Below are 15,317 nucleotides of genomic sequence, written 5' to 3' on the forward strand. Positions count from 1 at the left end.
GTCACGACTCGCCGCCGGCGCCGGTGTGGCGGTCCGATCCCGTCGCCGGGGAGGCCTACACTCGGGATGCTCACAGACCTTCCGGGAGAGGCACGCGTGGCTGACTCGTTCGTTCATCTGCACAACCACACCGAGTACTCGATGCTCGACGGCGCCGCGAAGGTCGGTCCCCTGTTCAAGGAAGCCGAGCGGCTGGGGATGACGGCGGTCGGGATGACCGACCACGGGAACATGTACGGCGCCAGCGAGTTCTACAACGCCGCGACGAAGTTCGGGATCAAGCCGATCATCGGCATCGAGGCCTACATCGCCCCGGAGTCGCGGTTCAGCACCAAGCGCGTGCAGTGGGGGGATCCGAGCCAGAAGTCCGACGACGTCTCCGGTTCCGGCTCGTACACGCACATGACGATGGTGGCCGAGAACGCCACCGGACTGCGGAACCTGTTCAAGCTGTCCTCACTCGCCTCCATCGAGGGCCAGCTCGGCAAGTGGGCCCGGATGGACGAGGACCTCATCGCCCACCACGCCGAGGGCATCATCGCGACCACCGGCTGCCCGTCGGGGGAGATCCAGACCCGGCTGCGTCTCGGCCACGACCGCGAGGCGCTCGAGGCGGCCGCGAAGTGGCAGGAGATCTGGGGCAAGGACAACTTTTTCCTCGAGCTGATGGATCACGGCCTGTCCATCGAGCGCCGCGTCCGGGAGGGCCTGCTCGAGATCGGCCGCACGCTCGGCATCCCGCCGCTGGCCACCAACGACTGCCACTACGTCACCAAGGATGCCGCCGAGAACCACGAGGCGCTGCTGTGCATCCAGACCGGCAAGACGCTGTCGGATCCGACCCGTTTCAAGTTCGACGGCGACGGCTACTACCTGAAGTCCGCCGCGGAGATGCGGGCGCTGTGGGACGGCGAGGTGCCCGGCGCGTGCGACAACACGCTGCTCATCGCCGAGCGGGTGCAGTCCTACGAGGAGGTGTGGACCCACCGCGACCGCATGCCGATCTTCCCCGTGCCCGAGGGGGAGACGCAGGCGAGCTGGCTGCGCAAGGAGGTCATGCGCGGCCTCGACCGCCGCTTCCCGAACGGCGCGCCCGACGAATACCTGCGCCGCGCCGACTACGAGATCGACGTGATCTGCGAGATGGGTTTCCCGGCGTACTTCCTCGTCGTCGGCGACCTGATCAACCACGCCCGCGAGGTGGGTATCCGGGTCGGTCCGGGTCGAGGCTCGGCCGCCGGTTCGCTCGTCGCCTACGCCATGGGCATCACGAACATCGATCCGATCCCGCACGGCCTGCTGTTCGAGCGGTTCCTCAACCCCGAGCGCGTGTCCATGCCCGATATCGACATCGACTTCGACGATCGCCGCCGCGGCGAGATGGTGCGGTACGCGACCGAGAAGTGGGGCAACGACAAGGTCGCCCAGGTGATCACGTTCGGCACCATCAAGACGAAGGCCGCGATCAAGGACTCGGCGCGCGTGCAGTTCGGCCAGCCGGGCTTCGCGATCGCCGACCAGATCACCAAGGCGCTGCCGCCGCCGATCATGGCCAAGGACATTCCGGTGTCGGGCATCACCGACCCGAACCACGAGCGGTACAAGGAGGCCGCCGAGGTCCGGGCGCTGATCGAATCCAACCCGGACGTGAAGAAGATCTACGACACCGCGCTCGGCCTCGAGGGCCTGATCCGCAACGCCGGCGTGCATGCCTGCGCGGTGATCATGTCCTCCGAGCCGCTGATGGACGCCATCCCGCTGTGGAAGCGGGCGCAGGACGGCGCGATCATCACCGGCTGGGACTACCCGTCGTGCGAGGCCATCGGCCTGCTGAAGATGGACTTCCTCGGTCTGCGGAACCTCACCGTCATCGGTGACGCGATCGAGAACATCAAGAACAACCGCGGCATCGACCTCGACCTGGACACGCTGCCGCTCGAGGATCCGCCCACCTACGAGTTGCTGGCCCGCGGCGACACCCTGGGCGTGTTCCAGCTCGACGGCAGCGCCATGCGCGATCTGCTGCGCCGGATGCAGCCGACCGGCTTCGAGGACATCGTCGCCGTGCTCGCGCTGTACCGGCCCGGCCCGATGGGCATGAACGCCCACAACGACTACGCCGACCGCAAGAACGGCCGGCAAGAGGTCAAGCCGATCCACCCCGAGCTCGAGGAGCCGCTGAAGGACATCCTGGCCGACACCTACGGCCTGATCGTCTACCAGGAGCAGATCATGCAGATCGCTCAGAAGGTGGCCGGTTACTCGCTCGGACAGGCAGACCTGCTACGGCGAGCCATGGGCAAGAAGAAGAAGGAGATCCTCGAGGAGGCGTACGGCGGCTTCCAGAAGGGCATGCTCGACAACGGCTTCTCCCAGCCCGCGATCACCGCATTGTGGGACACGGTGCTTCCGTTCGCCGGATACGCGTTCAACAAGTCGCACGCCGCCGGGTACGGCCTCGTCTCGTTCTGGACGGCGTACCTCAAGGCGAACTACCCCGCCGAGTACATGGCGGGCCTGCTCACGTCCGTCGGCGACGACAAGGACAAGGCTGCGGTCTACCTGTCGGACTGCCGCAAGATGGGCATCACCGTGCTGCCGCCCGACGTCAACGAGTCGCGGGTCGACTTCGCGTCGGTGGGGGAGGACATCCGGTTCGGCCTCGGCGCGGTGCGCAACGTCGGTACCAACGTTGTGGCGTCCATCATCCGGGCGCGGGAGGAGAAGGGCCGGTTCACCGACTTCTCCGACTACCTCAACAAGATCGATGCGCTCGCATGTTCGAAGAAGGTCACCGAGTCGCTGATCAAGGCCGGTGGGTTCGATTCGCTCGGCCATCCCCGCAAGGGCCTGATGCTGGTCCACGCCGACGCGATCGACGCGGTCATGGGCACCAAGAAGGCCGAGGCGATCGGGCAGTTCGACCTGTTCGGCGGCGCGGACGCCGACGAGTCGGTCACCTCGGTGTTCAACGTGAAGATCCCCGAGGAGGAGTGGGATACCAAGCACAAGCTCGCCCTCGAACGGGAGATGCTGGGCCTGTACGTGTCCGGGCATCCGCTCAACGGCGTCGAGCACGTGCTCGCCCAGCAGTCGGACACCGCGATCCCGACCATCCTCGAGGGCGCGATCAAGGACGGCACCCAGGTCACCGTGGGCGGCATCCTCGCGTCGGTGAACCGCCGCATCAACAAGAACGGTCTGACCTGGGCGTCGGCGCAGCTCGAGGATCTCGCCGGCGGCATCGAGGTGCTCTTCTTCCCGCAGTCCTACTCGGTGTACGGCATGGACGTGGTCGAGGACTCGGTGGTGCTGGTCAAGGCGCGGGTGTCGATCCGCGACGACCGGATCTCGTTGATCGCCAACGATCTCGCCGTGCCCGACCTGTCGCAGGTCGGGGTGGCCAAGCCGCTGTCGGTGTCGATGCCGACCCGGCTGTGCACCCCCGACAAGGTCGGGGCGCTCAAGAGCGTGCTCACCCGCCACCCCGGTACCTCGGACGTGCACGTCCGGCTGATCTCCGGCAGCAAGGTCACCGTGCTGAAGGTGGACGACAGCCTGCGGGTGGAGCCGTCGTCGGCGCTGATGGGGGATCTCAAGGCTCTGCTCGGGCCGGCCTGCCTGGCGACCTGACCCGCCGACGGTGTCTGCAGTCGGACGACGCTGCGGTCGGGTGTCGCTGCGGTCAGGTGTCGCGGCGGTAGTGCAGCAGGCGGGCCCACCAGACGACGGTGGCGGTCGCGGCGGCGGTGAGCACGGCGGTCTGCGCATCCGCGGTGATCGCGAACAGCGCCAGGAGGACCAGGACGGCCGCGACGAGTGCCTCGAGCTTGTACAGCGGCCATGCGGTTCCGGCCACGTCGACGGACGCGGGCCGGCGGCGGGTGGGGGTGGGCGAATCCATCGTCGTCATCTCGACCTCCGTGCGCCTCGGGGAACCCGTCCGCCAGGCTACTCGCAGACTTGTTTTCGGTCTACCGAACATTGCCGATCGGCGCGGTGACGCCGGGTCCCGGCGGTCGGGTCGTCGCCCTCGCCGTCGATGTTGCCCGGCGGCGGCACGGGCGGCTCGAGCAGCGCCCACTGGGCGTCGGTGAGCGACGACGACGGTACACCGCGCACTGGTGTCCGGGGGCCGTGTCCGGGGTGGGGCATGCCGGGCACGGCGCGATGAGCGATGATGGCCAGTGAACTCTTGGTCGGGTCGTGACGTAAGCACTCTTGACTTACCAGGAGTTCACCTGTTCCCACACTTCACATGCCTCGCCACCGGCTCGTAGCGTTCTCGGATGCACTCTGAGCTCGATTCTTCACCTCGGCGACCTGCTGCGACTGTAGGGGCCGGTGTTGTTCGGCGTGTCGCGGCGACTCGCGACGGTTACCACCCGATCATCTTGGGGTTCCTTCCACAGAAACATCCGAGACGAGGACACATGGTGGCCGTGGGCATCAGTGTGCCCGACGTGCGGGCCGTCGGCGAGCAGCCGAGCAATCGATACGCGTATCGACCTGGCGGCGTTCCGGGGCCGGTTCTACGACTGCCTGACCACTCGTCGTGACGCATTGTTCGAGTTGACTGACGCGGTGCTGTGTTCCGGCGGTGCGGTCCGTACCCTCGTCAAGTTGCCCCTGACACCCGAACGCCGTCGCGGTCACGGCGCCCTGTACGACGGCCTGGGCGGATTCGACATCGATCGTCTACGGAACATGATTGCCGCCGAGTCGATCCCACGCGACCGCGAGGGCGCGATCGTGTTGGCCGTCGATGTCAGGGCCTGGCCGCGCCCGGATGCCCGACGAGCCCACAGCGTACGTTCCGCCACGTGTACGGGCGCGGCACGGGACGGGCGCAGCTGATCCCCGGCCGGCAGTACTCGTTCGTCGCCGCGCTCGAGCCGGGTCGCACCTCGTGGACGGCGGTGTTCGACGCAGTCCGCCTGCAGCCGGACGACGATGAAACACTCGTCACCGCAAGACAAGTGCGCAGCGTGGTCGAGCGTCTGCGAGCGGCCGGGCAGCACCGCGACGGTGACCCGGACATCCTCCTGATCTTCGACGCTGGTTTCGACCTGCCTCGGCTGGCGGTCGCCCTCACCGACCTTCCGGGGTGGATCCTGGGCCGAATGCGCGGGGACCGCGTGTCGTGCTTCCCGGCGCCACCCCGGCACGGCCCGCAGTTCCGGTTCGCCGACCTGAGCAGCTGGCCCACACCCGCGGCCACCACGAGCACGGTCACCGGCCGGTACGGAACGGCGACGGCCTCCGCATGGAATCAGCTGAACCCGAGGCTCATCCACCAAGGGGTGTGGGCCGAGCATCCCGGAGCACTGCCGATCGTCGAGGGCACGGTAATCCCACTGACCGTCGGCCATCTGCCCGGAAACCGGCACCCGGCCCCGGTATGGCTGTGGTACTCGGACCCCACCGTAGGAGGTGACCACGTCGACGGACTGTGGCAGATGTTTCTGCGCCGCTTCTTTCCTCGTGCACACCTTCGAAGAAGTTCCAGCAGGCGTCGGAGTGGACTGCGCCGACGATCCGCCGTCCCGAGACGGCCGATCGCTGGACCTGGATCGTCATCGTGGCGCATGCCCAGCTGCGGCTCGCCCGGCCCCTGGCCGAGGACCTGCGCCGACCCTGGGAGCGACCGCGGCCTCCGGGCCGGCTGACCCTGGCCCGGGTCCGTCGCGGGTGTCGGTGCATCTGCCGGACGATGCCCACTCCGGCCGGTGCGCCGAGACCCTCCCGGCCCGGTCCCGGACGACCCTTCGGCTCGAAGAACACCCGTCCCGCTCCGTATTTCCACGCGGGCAAACGCGTCAGAACCGACATGCAGGAACCGGCCGGTGTAAACCGCACAGGTCAAAAATCAAGCTCAGGGAATGGAGGAGCCGACTACTCGGGCTTACTGTCTCCCGAGCTAAGACGATCAGGTGGTGCAGTAACTACTCGATCAGCGCACAACAACCACGGCGGACGAAGTAGCAGACGCGCGGTGCAATCGGAGTCCGTTGCGGCGATCACTGACTGATGTATGAGCTCGATAATCTTCGAATTCGAATCGAGTGCTGGAACGCCTCGGCAGAAGCGGTGCGCCCGCTGCGCGAGTAGTGCACCGGACAGCGCGCCGTTTTTCGGCGCAATCTGCAAGATTGTACGACGCGCGAGTCGGATGAACATGCTGCAAATCGTTGGTGGCGACTGCGCCAGCACACGATCGGGCAGAGATGACATCGCTCACTGGCGACTGCGCCGGACCGCACGGAACACCGAGGGTGGATCGATTGCCCACCCAGGGTGGGTTTCCGGGTGGTCGAGCGAGCGGAAGATAGACAAGGAGGCAAATCTCAGTTTGGAACAAATGAACGGCCATCGGGGAGGCGTGGACGACGTCGGTTACGCGCTCGTGACCTGGGTGGACGGCCCCATGTGGAGGTCCGAACGGCCTCTATGTCGAACAAGTCCATCAATTGATGTCGGTATCCGTGCATGACGGTCTCCTCGAGCGGCCGCTCGGATATCCGGCCGTGGGCCGCGAAAGGATGTACTGCTACAAGATGTTGCGGACCGATCCGGCTGGCGTGACGGTGCTGCCATTCCGGTGGAGTCCTCGAACCGAAAACGCTCCGGGAACGACTTGATCGAGTCGATTTGAAAACTTCCTAGAACTCATAAAGGAGCGAGAAGGAGCAATGCACGAATCGACCATGGTGCGGCACAATCGGGTGTTCGACGACGCCTCGAGCGGCACCCCAAACGATTCCAATGTGCTTTTCGGGCGGCGGCCGGAATGCGCACGAATTGATCAGTTGTTGGCGGAACCCCTGACGGGGGCGAGCGCCGCGCTCGTCATCACCGGGGATCCTGGGATCGGTAAGACAAGCCTGCTGCGCTACGCCCGCGACGGCGCTCGCACACTGAAAGTGTTGTCCGTGAGCGGGGTCGAGGCGGAGACCATGTTCCCGTTCGCAGCGCTAGGACGATTGCTCACGCCCGTCCTTGATCGGCTCGGTTCGCTGCCCGCCGTTCAGGCGGACGCCCTGCGCTGCGCGCTCACGCTCAGCGCGGAACGACCCCGTGACCGCTTCGCTGTGTGCGCGGCGGCATTTCAGTTGCTCGCGACGACGGCCGAGAGATCCCCGACTCTCGTGCTCGTCGATGACGCGCAATGGTTGGATGTCTCCACCGCCGAGGCACTCGCCTTCACTGCACGCCGACTGCGGGCCGAGGGACTCGTGCTGTTGATCGCCACGCGCGACGCCGGAGGCTTCGCGGACATCGAGCAGCTGAACATCGGCGCGCTCGACGAGGATTCCGCCGCGGAGTTGCTCACCGCCCGATTCGCGGCTGCACCCGCCGAGGAGGTCGTGCGCGCGCTTACCGCGGAACTCGGAGGCAACCCACTGGCATTGCATGAGGTCAGCGGCACCCTCACCCGCGCTGAGCTGACCGGCACCGACCCGCTCCGAGCGCCATTCTCGGCGGAGAACGCCGCATCACGCATCTTCGGCCCGCGTATCTCCGCCCTCGACCGTGCATCGCTGCACGCGCTCCGCATCACCGCGGTCGCCGCCGGTGATGGCCTCGAGGTGGTGCTCGCCGCGCTGGCGGCGAAACCTGGAGATTGTGCCGCGCTGGAATCGCTCGAGAACAAGGGGCTGGTCGCCGTCGAGGTCGCCGATGTTCATTTCGTGCACCCGTTGCTGCGTACTGCCGTACTGACCAATCTGACACCGGGCCAATTACGGGCACTCCACCGAACTGTTGCCTCCGTCATGACGGCGCCGTCACAGGCGGAACGCCGGGCCTGGCACCTCGCCGAGGCCGCTCTGGGGCCTGACGAGGCCGCCGCTCGAGCCCTCGAACAGGCTGCAGACCATGCGCTGAGACGCAGCGGCTATGCCGGCGCCGCTCTGGCGCTCGAGCGCGCCGCTGAACTCTCCAGGGACGGCCCCTCGAAGGCGCGCCGATTCTGTGCCGCCGCGAACGCGGCGCACTCCGCGGGACAGCTTGACACTGCGCTGCGACTGCTGAGGAAGTCCGAAGAGTACACGGTCGATCCCGTCCTGCATGCCGACATCGCGGACATGCGCGGTCGAATTGAACTTCACACGGGACGGGCCAGCGTCGCCCGCATGGTGTGGCAGGCCGGCGCGGTTGCGGTCAGCGAGGTAGACCCCGCGCGGGCGGCCTCGTTGCGGGCCACGGCTGCCATTGGAGCGCTGGCAGCGGGTGATCCCGCGGGCGCCTGTGCGCTCGCGCGGGAGGCCGCCCACTCAGCTTCCCCGGCCGACGGAAACACCCAACTCCTGAGCAAGACCGTCATCGGGAACGCTCTGACACTGATGGGCCAGGAGTCGGACGGCATGCGGTGGATGCGGGAGGCGGCCGCGTCGACCCGGAAGCCTGCGGCAGGTGAGCCCGACATCGAGTGGGTCCTTGTCGGCGCGCTCAGTGGTGTGACCTGGTACGGCGAGGAGATCGATCCGCGGGGGTTCCTCGACCCGTTGCTTCATCAGCTACGGCGCAGCGGCGCGCTGGGCCATCTACCGCTGGCGCTGCATGTTGCAGCGCTCGCCGACAGTAGGCGAGGACGGCTGCAGTCGGGCCGGTCCGCGGCTGCGGAGGCGGCCGAACTGGCGGCCGGTATCGGTGACGTCTTCACGCTGTGTCCGGCGCTGGGCTGCCTTGCGCTGCTCGAAGCGCAAGTTGGTGACGAACAGTCCTGCCGTGCTCATGCTGCAGAATCGCTGCGACAGCGTGAGGTCACCCGCTTGGGCGTGATGCATCACGTGGCGCTGGAGGGATTGGGCCTGCTCGAGCTGAGCCTGAACCGACCCGATCGGGCGATTCCATACCTCGAGGAGGTCAATCGAGGCCCGGAGCCGGATGTACGCGACCCGATGGTGGTGCGAGTCTCGTCCCTGGATCTCATCGAGGCCTACGTTCGGGTCGGTGCGGACATCAGCGCCACAATGCGAGATCAGCTGGGGGGATTCGCAGGATTGACGCTGCCTCCGGCGCTCAGTGCTTTGATCTGGCGGGCTATGGCGTTGGTAGCTGGCGATGGGGATTACGACGAGTTCTTTTCGCGGGCACTCGCCTTCCACGCTCGGTGCCCGTCGCCGTTCGATGCGGCCCGCACGCGATTGTGCTATGGCGAACGGCTCCGTCGGGCGGGTCGTCGGCGCGACGCGCGCGAGCATCTTCGTTGCTCACTCGACGGGTTCGAGCGAATTGGGGCTCGCCTGTGGGCGGCGCGGGCGGCCACCGAACTCACCGCCGCCGGGCAACCAGCCAAGGCGCGAAGTGGAAGCGTTGCCGACGCGCTCACCGCACAGGAGTTGGAGGTGGCCCAGCTTGCTGCAAACGGTGGCACGAACCGTGAGATCGCCACGCAGCTGTTCCTCAGTGTCAAGACGATCGAGATGCACCTGGGACGGGTTTATCGCAAGGTTGGTGTCCGCTCCCGGACGCAGCTCGCCAACTCCTTCCGGGACAGCGTGAAGGACTGCGTGTGATCACCGCCGGGCGCTGTACGCGATCCACCCCGCCCGTGGTCGTCGTCAAGGGCGCTTCGACTGCCTCCCCTGGCGACGCGGTTGCCGGGACAGCACCCGATTCCAGGCGGGGGACGGCCCCGGCTTCGCGCTACCGGCTCCGGCCCTTCGACCTGCACGGACCTCGTCCTTCTCGAGACACCCCACTCGGTCAGCTCGTCAGCCACCTCGGGCAGGGGCGCCGCTCTCACCGTTCCTGCGGTACCGGGCTGGTAGGTCGCGAGGGCGGCGGCACCGATCTGGCCGAAGAACCGGGCCTCGTGCTCATCGAGGACATCGATGAGCACGAGCGGCGAGATCATCCGCTGCAGCCGGCCATCAGCGAAGCTGACAGTGCGTGCGCGAACTTATGGGATGGCGGTCACGATTGGGCCGACGTAGTAGTACGGTGCACCCGTGCCGATGCACTGGATGAACGCTCGGGTACCGGGTGTGTATCGGAAGAAGATCGGGTTCGGTCCGGTCTCGAATTTGTAGAAGTCCGGGACCACTTGTAGGTACGGCGGCTCGAGACTCCATCCCTCGCACTCCCACGTTTCCCCTGGTGCCAGGTCCATGCGGATGACCCCGCCGGGTTCGGGTGTGGCGACCGGCGGGGTCGCGGACGCAGTGCCGACTGCCAGCAGACCGAGCGCCGCTGCCGCTGCCACCGACCCGGCACGTCGGATGTTTCTGAGTCGGATGTTTCTCATCGGAAGTCCTCCTCTTGTCGGGTTTGGGGTGGCAAGTTCAGCGGTGGTTGCGCGGATGCGCCAGCCGGATCAGCAGGCTGCCGAGCGAGTGACCTTCCTTACCGAGCACTCCGAAGCGGTGGATCACCGCGAGGTCGCGCTTGTACGGGGTGCCGGTGACGCCGCAGGCCCGCTCGACCGCGGCAACTCTCCGAGAGAGTTCCGTGCGCCGGACGACCGCCGCGAGAATTTCCGCGTCGATGTGGTCGATCTCGTTGTGCAGCTCGTCGAACTCGATTGTGATCGATCGCTCGTCCGATTGGGGGAACGCAAGTGGGTTCATCTCCAGCTCCTGGCAACTATCGCGTATCAGGTCGGTGGTTGTCGGTGGTTGTCGGCGGTTCACCGTGGAACCGAGACCGACACTATGGATTCCACGAAGTACCGACGGCTGCAAATCTCCACACCGAGGGAAAGGGTCACGGGTGGGGACGGGACGGATCGTGCAGTCGGCGGCCGGACCGGGCGATGGCGGGCACGTTGCCGGGCGAGCCTGTTCGGCGACGAGCCGGGGGTGAACCGTCTCGTGGCTTCGGTGATCGCTGCGTCCTCGATCATGAAGGCCTCGCTTCATCGGCGCATTCTGCGACGTACTTGCCGGTCTCATATCGGGTATGAGGAGAGCATCCTTGACGAAGCCGTCGCACTTCACCGCGTGGCGGTAACGAGTAGCCGACTCTTGTTTCCGCGGCAACCTCGCCACGTCGGGCGGGACGGCGCCCACGACCGGCACGCTGAACAACGGCGCGGATGCGGGAGCAAGCGGGCCGAGCCTGACGGGATGGATCGCCTCGGGAACGGCCATCGCTGCGCGAAACACTTTCTTGTTCAAGGTGTTCTTCTCGTGGTGTGTTTCGGCGGGTGTTGCACCCGGCACGAGTGGTTGACGTGGAGAACATCATTCGGCATGGGCACGGTGACCGGCGACGGGGAAAACCCTCGACCGCGATGTTTGGGCCGAGCACCTGTTCGCCGCGGTGCAGGACACCGTGGTCGAACACCAGGTCGCCACCGCGCTGTCCTCCCAGCTCGCGTGCCCGGCCTGCGAAATCCCGCGGCGGCACAGGGACAGCCTGGACCATCGTGATGGGGACGCTGTTCGGCACGCTGCCGCTGGACAGTCCCCGCTGGTGGCGCAGCCCGTGCACGCCGCAGCCGACCCGAACGTTCAGCTGCCTGGCCGCGACCCTGCGGGAGCGGACGACCTCGGGGACTCGCGCACCCCGATCCGCGCGTGCAGTCGGCGCAGCGGTCCCGGTGCCCACCAGTTGAACTCGCCGGCCACCCGCATGAACGCCGGCACCAGCACACCGCGCACCAGTGTGGCGTCCATCAGTACGGCGAGCGCAGTGCCGATCCCGAACATCTGCATGAACGACAGTCCGGTCGAGAAGGACAGCAAGGTCACGGTGAGCAGGGCGGCCGCGCTGCTCACGATCCGCCCGACGCGCCCCAGGCCCTCGATGGTCGCCTCGGTGGTGTCCGCCCCGCCGTCGCGCGCCTCCTTGATCCGGCTGAGCAGGAAGATCTCGTAGTCCACCGACAGGCTGAACGCGATGCAGCACAGCAGCACCACCATGCCGATGTTCAGCGGTGCGGGCGTCACGCCGGTGATCGCGGCCAGGTGCCCGTCCTGGAACAGCCACACCATCGCGCCGATCACCGCGATGAGCACGAACACGTTGAGCAGCAGCGCCTTGATCGGCACGATCATGCTTCCGGTGAATAGGAACAACAGCACGAAGGTCGACACGGCCAGCAGTGCGAGTGCCGACGGCAGACGGCCGGCGATCGCGGAATTGCTGTCGATCAGCGTCGCCGTCGGGCCGCCGACGGCAACGCGGTTCTCGGCCACCGCCGGCAGCGCCCGGATCTCGTGCACCAGGTCCTGGGCCGGTTCCGATTGCGCGTCCACCGTCGGTTCGACCAGCACGTACCCGGCATCGTCGGCGGTGAAGCGCGCGCTCTGCGGTCCCGGACCGGCCACCAGCATCCCGTGTTGGTAGCGGCCGAAGGCGCCGTCCACCCGGGCCACCTCGTCGAGCGCGGACACCTCGCGGGCCACCCGCTCGAGCGCCGCCGCGTCGTTGCGCGCCACCAAGATCGCCGCGTCCGAGCTGTCGGCGGCATAGTCGTCCCGGATCGCGGTGGTGACCTGACGCGCGGCCGAATCGACCGGCAGCGCTCGCTCGTCCGGGGTCGCGAACCGGGCGTGCAGGACCGGAAGGCCCATCAGTAGCAACAGCATCAGCACCGGCAGCGCGGCGCGCACCGGTCGGCGCGTCACCGCCGCCGCGGTGCGACGCCAGAACGGCGAATCCGCCGCCAGCCGGTCGCGTCGGCGCCGCACCGCCAACGAGTCGATTCGCCCACCGAGCAGTGCCAGAATCGCCGGCAGCACCACCACTGCGCTCACGGCCGCCGTCACCACCACCGCCATCGCCGCGAACCCGACCGACCGCAGGAAGTAGATGGGGAACACGAGCATCCCGCCCATCGCCACCGTCACGGTGGCCGCGCTGAACAAGATGGTGCGGCCGGCCGTCGCGACCGACTCGATCACCGCTTCCCGTGGTGGATGCCCGGCGGCCCGCTCCTCGCGGAACCGGGACACCAGCAGCAGCCCGAAGTCGATGGCGAGGCCGAGCCCGAATGCCGTGGCCACGGTCAGCGCGTAGACGGACACGTCGGTGACCTGGGCCAGCACGAACAGCACCAGCATCGTCGCCAGAATCGAGGCCACGCCCAGGCTCAGCGGCAGCAGCGCGGCCACCACGCTGCCGAACACGATGATCAGCAGCAGCAGCGTCGCGGGCAGCGCGATCGATTCGGCCAGCTTCAGGTCCTGCGCCACGTGGGTCTCGAGGGCGTCGGTCAGCCCCAGCTTGCCCCCGGCCGCCACCCGCACCGCCGGGTCCTCGGGCAGCTCCGCGAGGATCGTCGTGGTGTGCCGGGCGGCCTGTTCCGCGGTGCCGCCGACGTGCAGCAGCACCAGCCCGGACCGGCCGTCGGTGCTGCGCAGATCCGGCAGCCGCGTGGTCCAGTAGGAGCCGACCTCGGTCACCTCCGGCTCCGCCGCGATCCGCCGCTCGAGCCGCTGCGCCGCGGCCATCACCTCGGGGCTGTTCACATCGCCGGCGCGGGCGGTGACCTGCAACACCAGGTTGGGTGTGGAGCCGCCGAAGCGCTCGTCGAGGAAGGCCTCGGCCAGAGACGATTCCGAGCCGGGGTCGTCGAAACCGCCGACCTTCAGCTCGGCGGAGACACCCGTGCCGAACACACCGGCGAGCACCAGGAAGGCCAGGGCGCCGGCGAGAACCCGGCGGGGACGGTCGACGATGAGGGTGGCGAGCCGTGTCACCATGACGTCGTCGCTCCTTCGCGATCGTTTGCCATGCGCGGTGGTGAGCTGTTGTTCCTCCGATGCCGCGTGTCGCGGCTCGTCGTCGCGTTTACCGGCGCCGCCGTGAGCGCCGCAGTCTGCACCATGGCGAGGGCGTTGCGACCCGGGCCCGGCCGGGTAGCCGTCGGTGGTGGTGCTCATCTCGATCCTGCTCTCGATCGTCGGCAATCGGATTCATCCCCGCCCGGAACACCGGGCGCCGCCGCGCTCGACATCACCCCGGACCGTGCGGGACCGACGACCCGTCCGAACGGTCGTCCTGGTGCCGCGGGCCCAACACTTCGAACATGATCGGCCTTCGCGGCCCGGTCGCGATGTTGTGTGGGACCGACACCGGCGGCGGCCGGCGTAGGGCCCGCTCCGGCAGAGCCAGCCGGACCCGCGACAGGATGGTCGCCAGCACGATCGGCATCTCGTACTCCGCCAGGGCGAACCCGATGCACCGTCGATGCGCGCCGCCGTACGGCGCGAATTCGAACGGACTGTAGTGCCGCCCGACGAAACGCTCCGGATCGAACCGGTCGGGTCGTTCCCAGACATCCGGATGCGAATGCAGGAGCGGCAGGGCGATACCGACCGTTGCGCCCGCGGCTACCGGGACGCCGCGCACGTGCAGCGGCCCGGTCAGCCGGCGCAGCACGATCGGCACCGGCGGGTGTAACCGCAGCGTCTCGTGGCACACCGCGTCCAGGTACGGCAACCGAGCGAGGTCCTCGGGCGCCGCCGTCGCGCCCAGGTCCCGCACCTCGGCTATCACCCGCTCGCGGACCTCAGGGTGGCGGTGCAGATGGAACAACGCCCAGCACACCGAGGTCGCGGTGGTCTCGTGCCCGGCCACCAGCAATGTGCGGAGTTCCTCGCGCAGTTCGCCGTCGTCGATCCGCGACCCGTCTTCGTAGGTCGCGGCGAGCAGCATGCTCAGGATGTCCACCCGGCCGTCCTCGGGCTCCGCGCGCCGGCGCTCGATGTCCTCGGTCAGCAACGCATCGAATTCGTCGCGGGCGCGGACGAACCGATCCCAGGGCGCGTGTCCGAACACACCGCGGCGCAGCGGTGGAACCAACATCAGCGGGCCGGTGTAGGCGGCGAGGAAATCGGCGACCACCCGGATGTATTCGGCCGGGCGTTCGGTGCCGGTGAGCCCGAACACCGCCTCCAGGATCACGCGCAGGGTGATGGCCCGAAGGGCAGACCGCGAGTCGACGATGCGTCCCGGAGTCCAGTCGGCGATCTCATCGAGGGTCGAATCGCGGATGATCTCGCCGTATGCCCGCATCCGCTCCCCGTGGAACGGTGGTGTCAACAATTTCCGTTCCCGGCGGTGCCGCTCTCCGGATATCAAGATCAGCGACGCGTCCCCGACCAGCGGCGCGATCGGATTCGGTGTCGGGGGCTCGACCAGATCGACGGGCGCACGGAAGATATCTCGGGCACCCTCGGGATGTCCGGTGAACAGGATCGGCGTGAAGCCGGGAAACCGGACCTCGAACGGGTCACCGTCGCGGTCGCGCCGCCACCGAAAATAGCGATCGGGATCGGCCCCGGCGGTGAGCGTGCGAACAGCACCGCGCCCGGCCGCACGTAACTGCGAGGCACGCGGCAACATCGTCGACATACCGCGGC

At 67.7% G+C, this 15,317-nt stretch carries 7 protein-coding genes; 3 read left to right on the top strand and 4 right to left on the bottom strand.

Annotation, left to right across the window (positions count from 1 at the left end; genetic code table 11):
* The first annotated feature begins 96 nt into the window (after window positions 1-96).
* On the top strand, window positions 97-3,633 hold the full coding sequence (dnaE, locus tag JYA75_RS16515; protein WP_006933439.1) for a DNA polymerase III subunit alpha: 3,537 nt from the start codon (window positions 97-99) through the stop codon (window positions 3,631-3,633).
* Window positions 3,634-3,685: 52 nt separating this feature from the next.
* On the opposite strand, the gene JYA75_RS16520 is transcribed toward dnaE, so the two are convergent.
* A complete protein-coding gene (locus JYA75_RS16520) occupies window positions 3,686-3,913 on the bottom strand; it encodes a hypothetical protein (protein WP_006933441.1) in 228 nt (75 codons plus the stop codon).
* Between the two features lie 671 nt (window positions 3,914-4,584).
* On the opposite strand from JYA75_RS16520, the gene JYA75_RS28840 reads away from it, so the two are divergent.
* Together JYA75_RS28840 and JYA75_RS16530 are read left to right on the top strand one after the other, a co-directional pair.
* Window positions 4,585-4,857, top strand: coding sequence for a hypothetical protein (locus JYA75_RS28840; RefSeq protein ID WP_065922496.1), 273 nt, complete (start codon window positions 4,585-4,587; stop codon window positions 4,855-4,857).
* Window positions 4,858-6,692: 1,835 nt separating this feature from the next.
* Window positions 6,693-9,521: a LuxR family transcriptional regulator gene (locus tag JYA75_RS16530; RefSeq protein WP_168579742.1), complete on the top strand. Its 2,829-nt coding sequence runs from the start codon at window positions 6,693-6,695 to the stop codon at window positions 9,519-9,521.
* 768 nt (window positions 9,522-10,289) lie between these two features.
* On the opposite strand, the gene JYA75_RS16535 is transcribed toward JYA75_RS16530, so the two are convergent.
* The 3 genes from JYA75_RS16535 to JYA75_RS16545 form a co-directional block, all read right to left on the bottom strand.
* Complete coding sequence (locus JYA75_RS16535; protein ID WP_006943743.1) at window positions 10,290-10,574, bottom strand: chorismate mutase; 285 nt, start codon at window positions 10,572-10,574, stop codon at window positions 10,290-10,292.
* An 885-nt stretch (window positions 10,575-11,459) separates the two neighbouring features.
* Entirely contained in the window at window positions 11,460-13,655 is a 2,196-nt protein-coding gene (locus JYA75_RS16540; protein ID WP_044476346.1) for an MMPL family transporter, read from the bottom strand.
* A gap of 253 nt (window positions 13,656-13,908) precedes the next feature.
* Window positions 13,909-15,309, bottom strand: coding sequence for a cytochrome P450 (locus JYA75_RS16545; protein ID WP_006943751.1), 1,401 nt, complete (start codon window positions 15,307-15,309; stop codon window positions 13,909-13,911).
* Window positions 15,310-15,317: the final 8 nt, after the last annotated feature.

Origin of the sequence: Rhodococcus sp. PSBB066 (assembly GCF_017068255.1) — a bacterium.
GTDB lineage: Bacteria > Actinomycetota > Actinomycetes > Mycobacteriales > Mycobacteriaceae > Rhodococcus > Rhodococcus aetherivorans.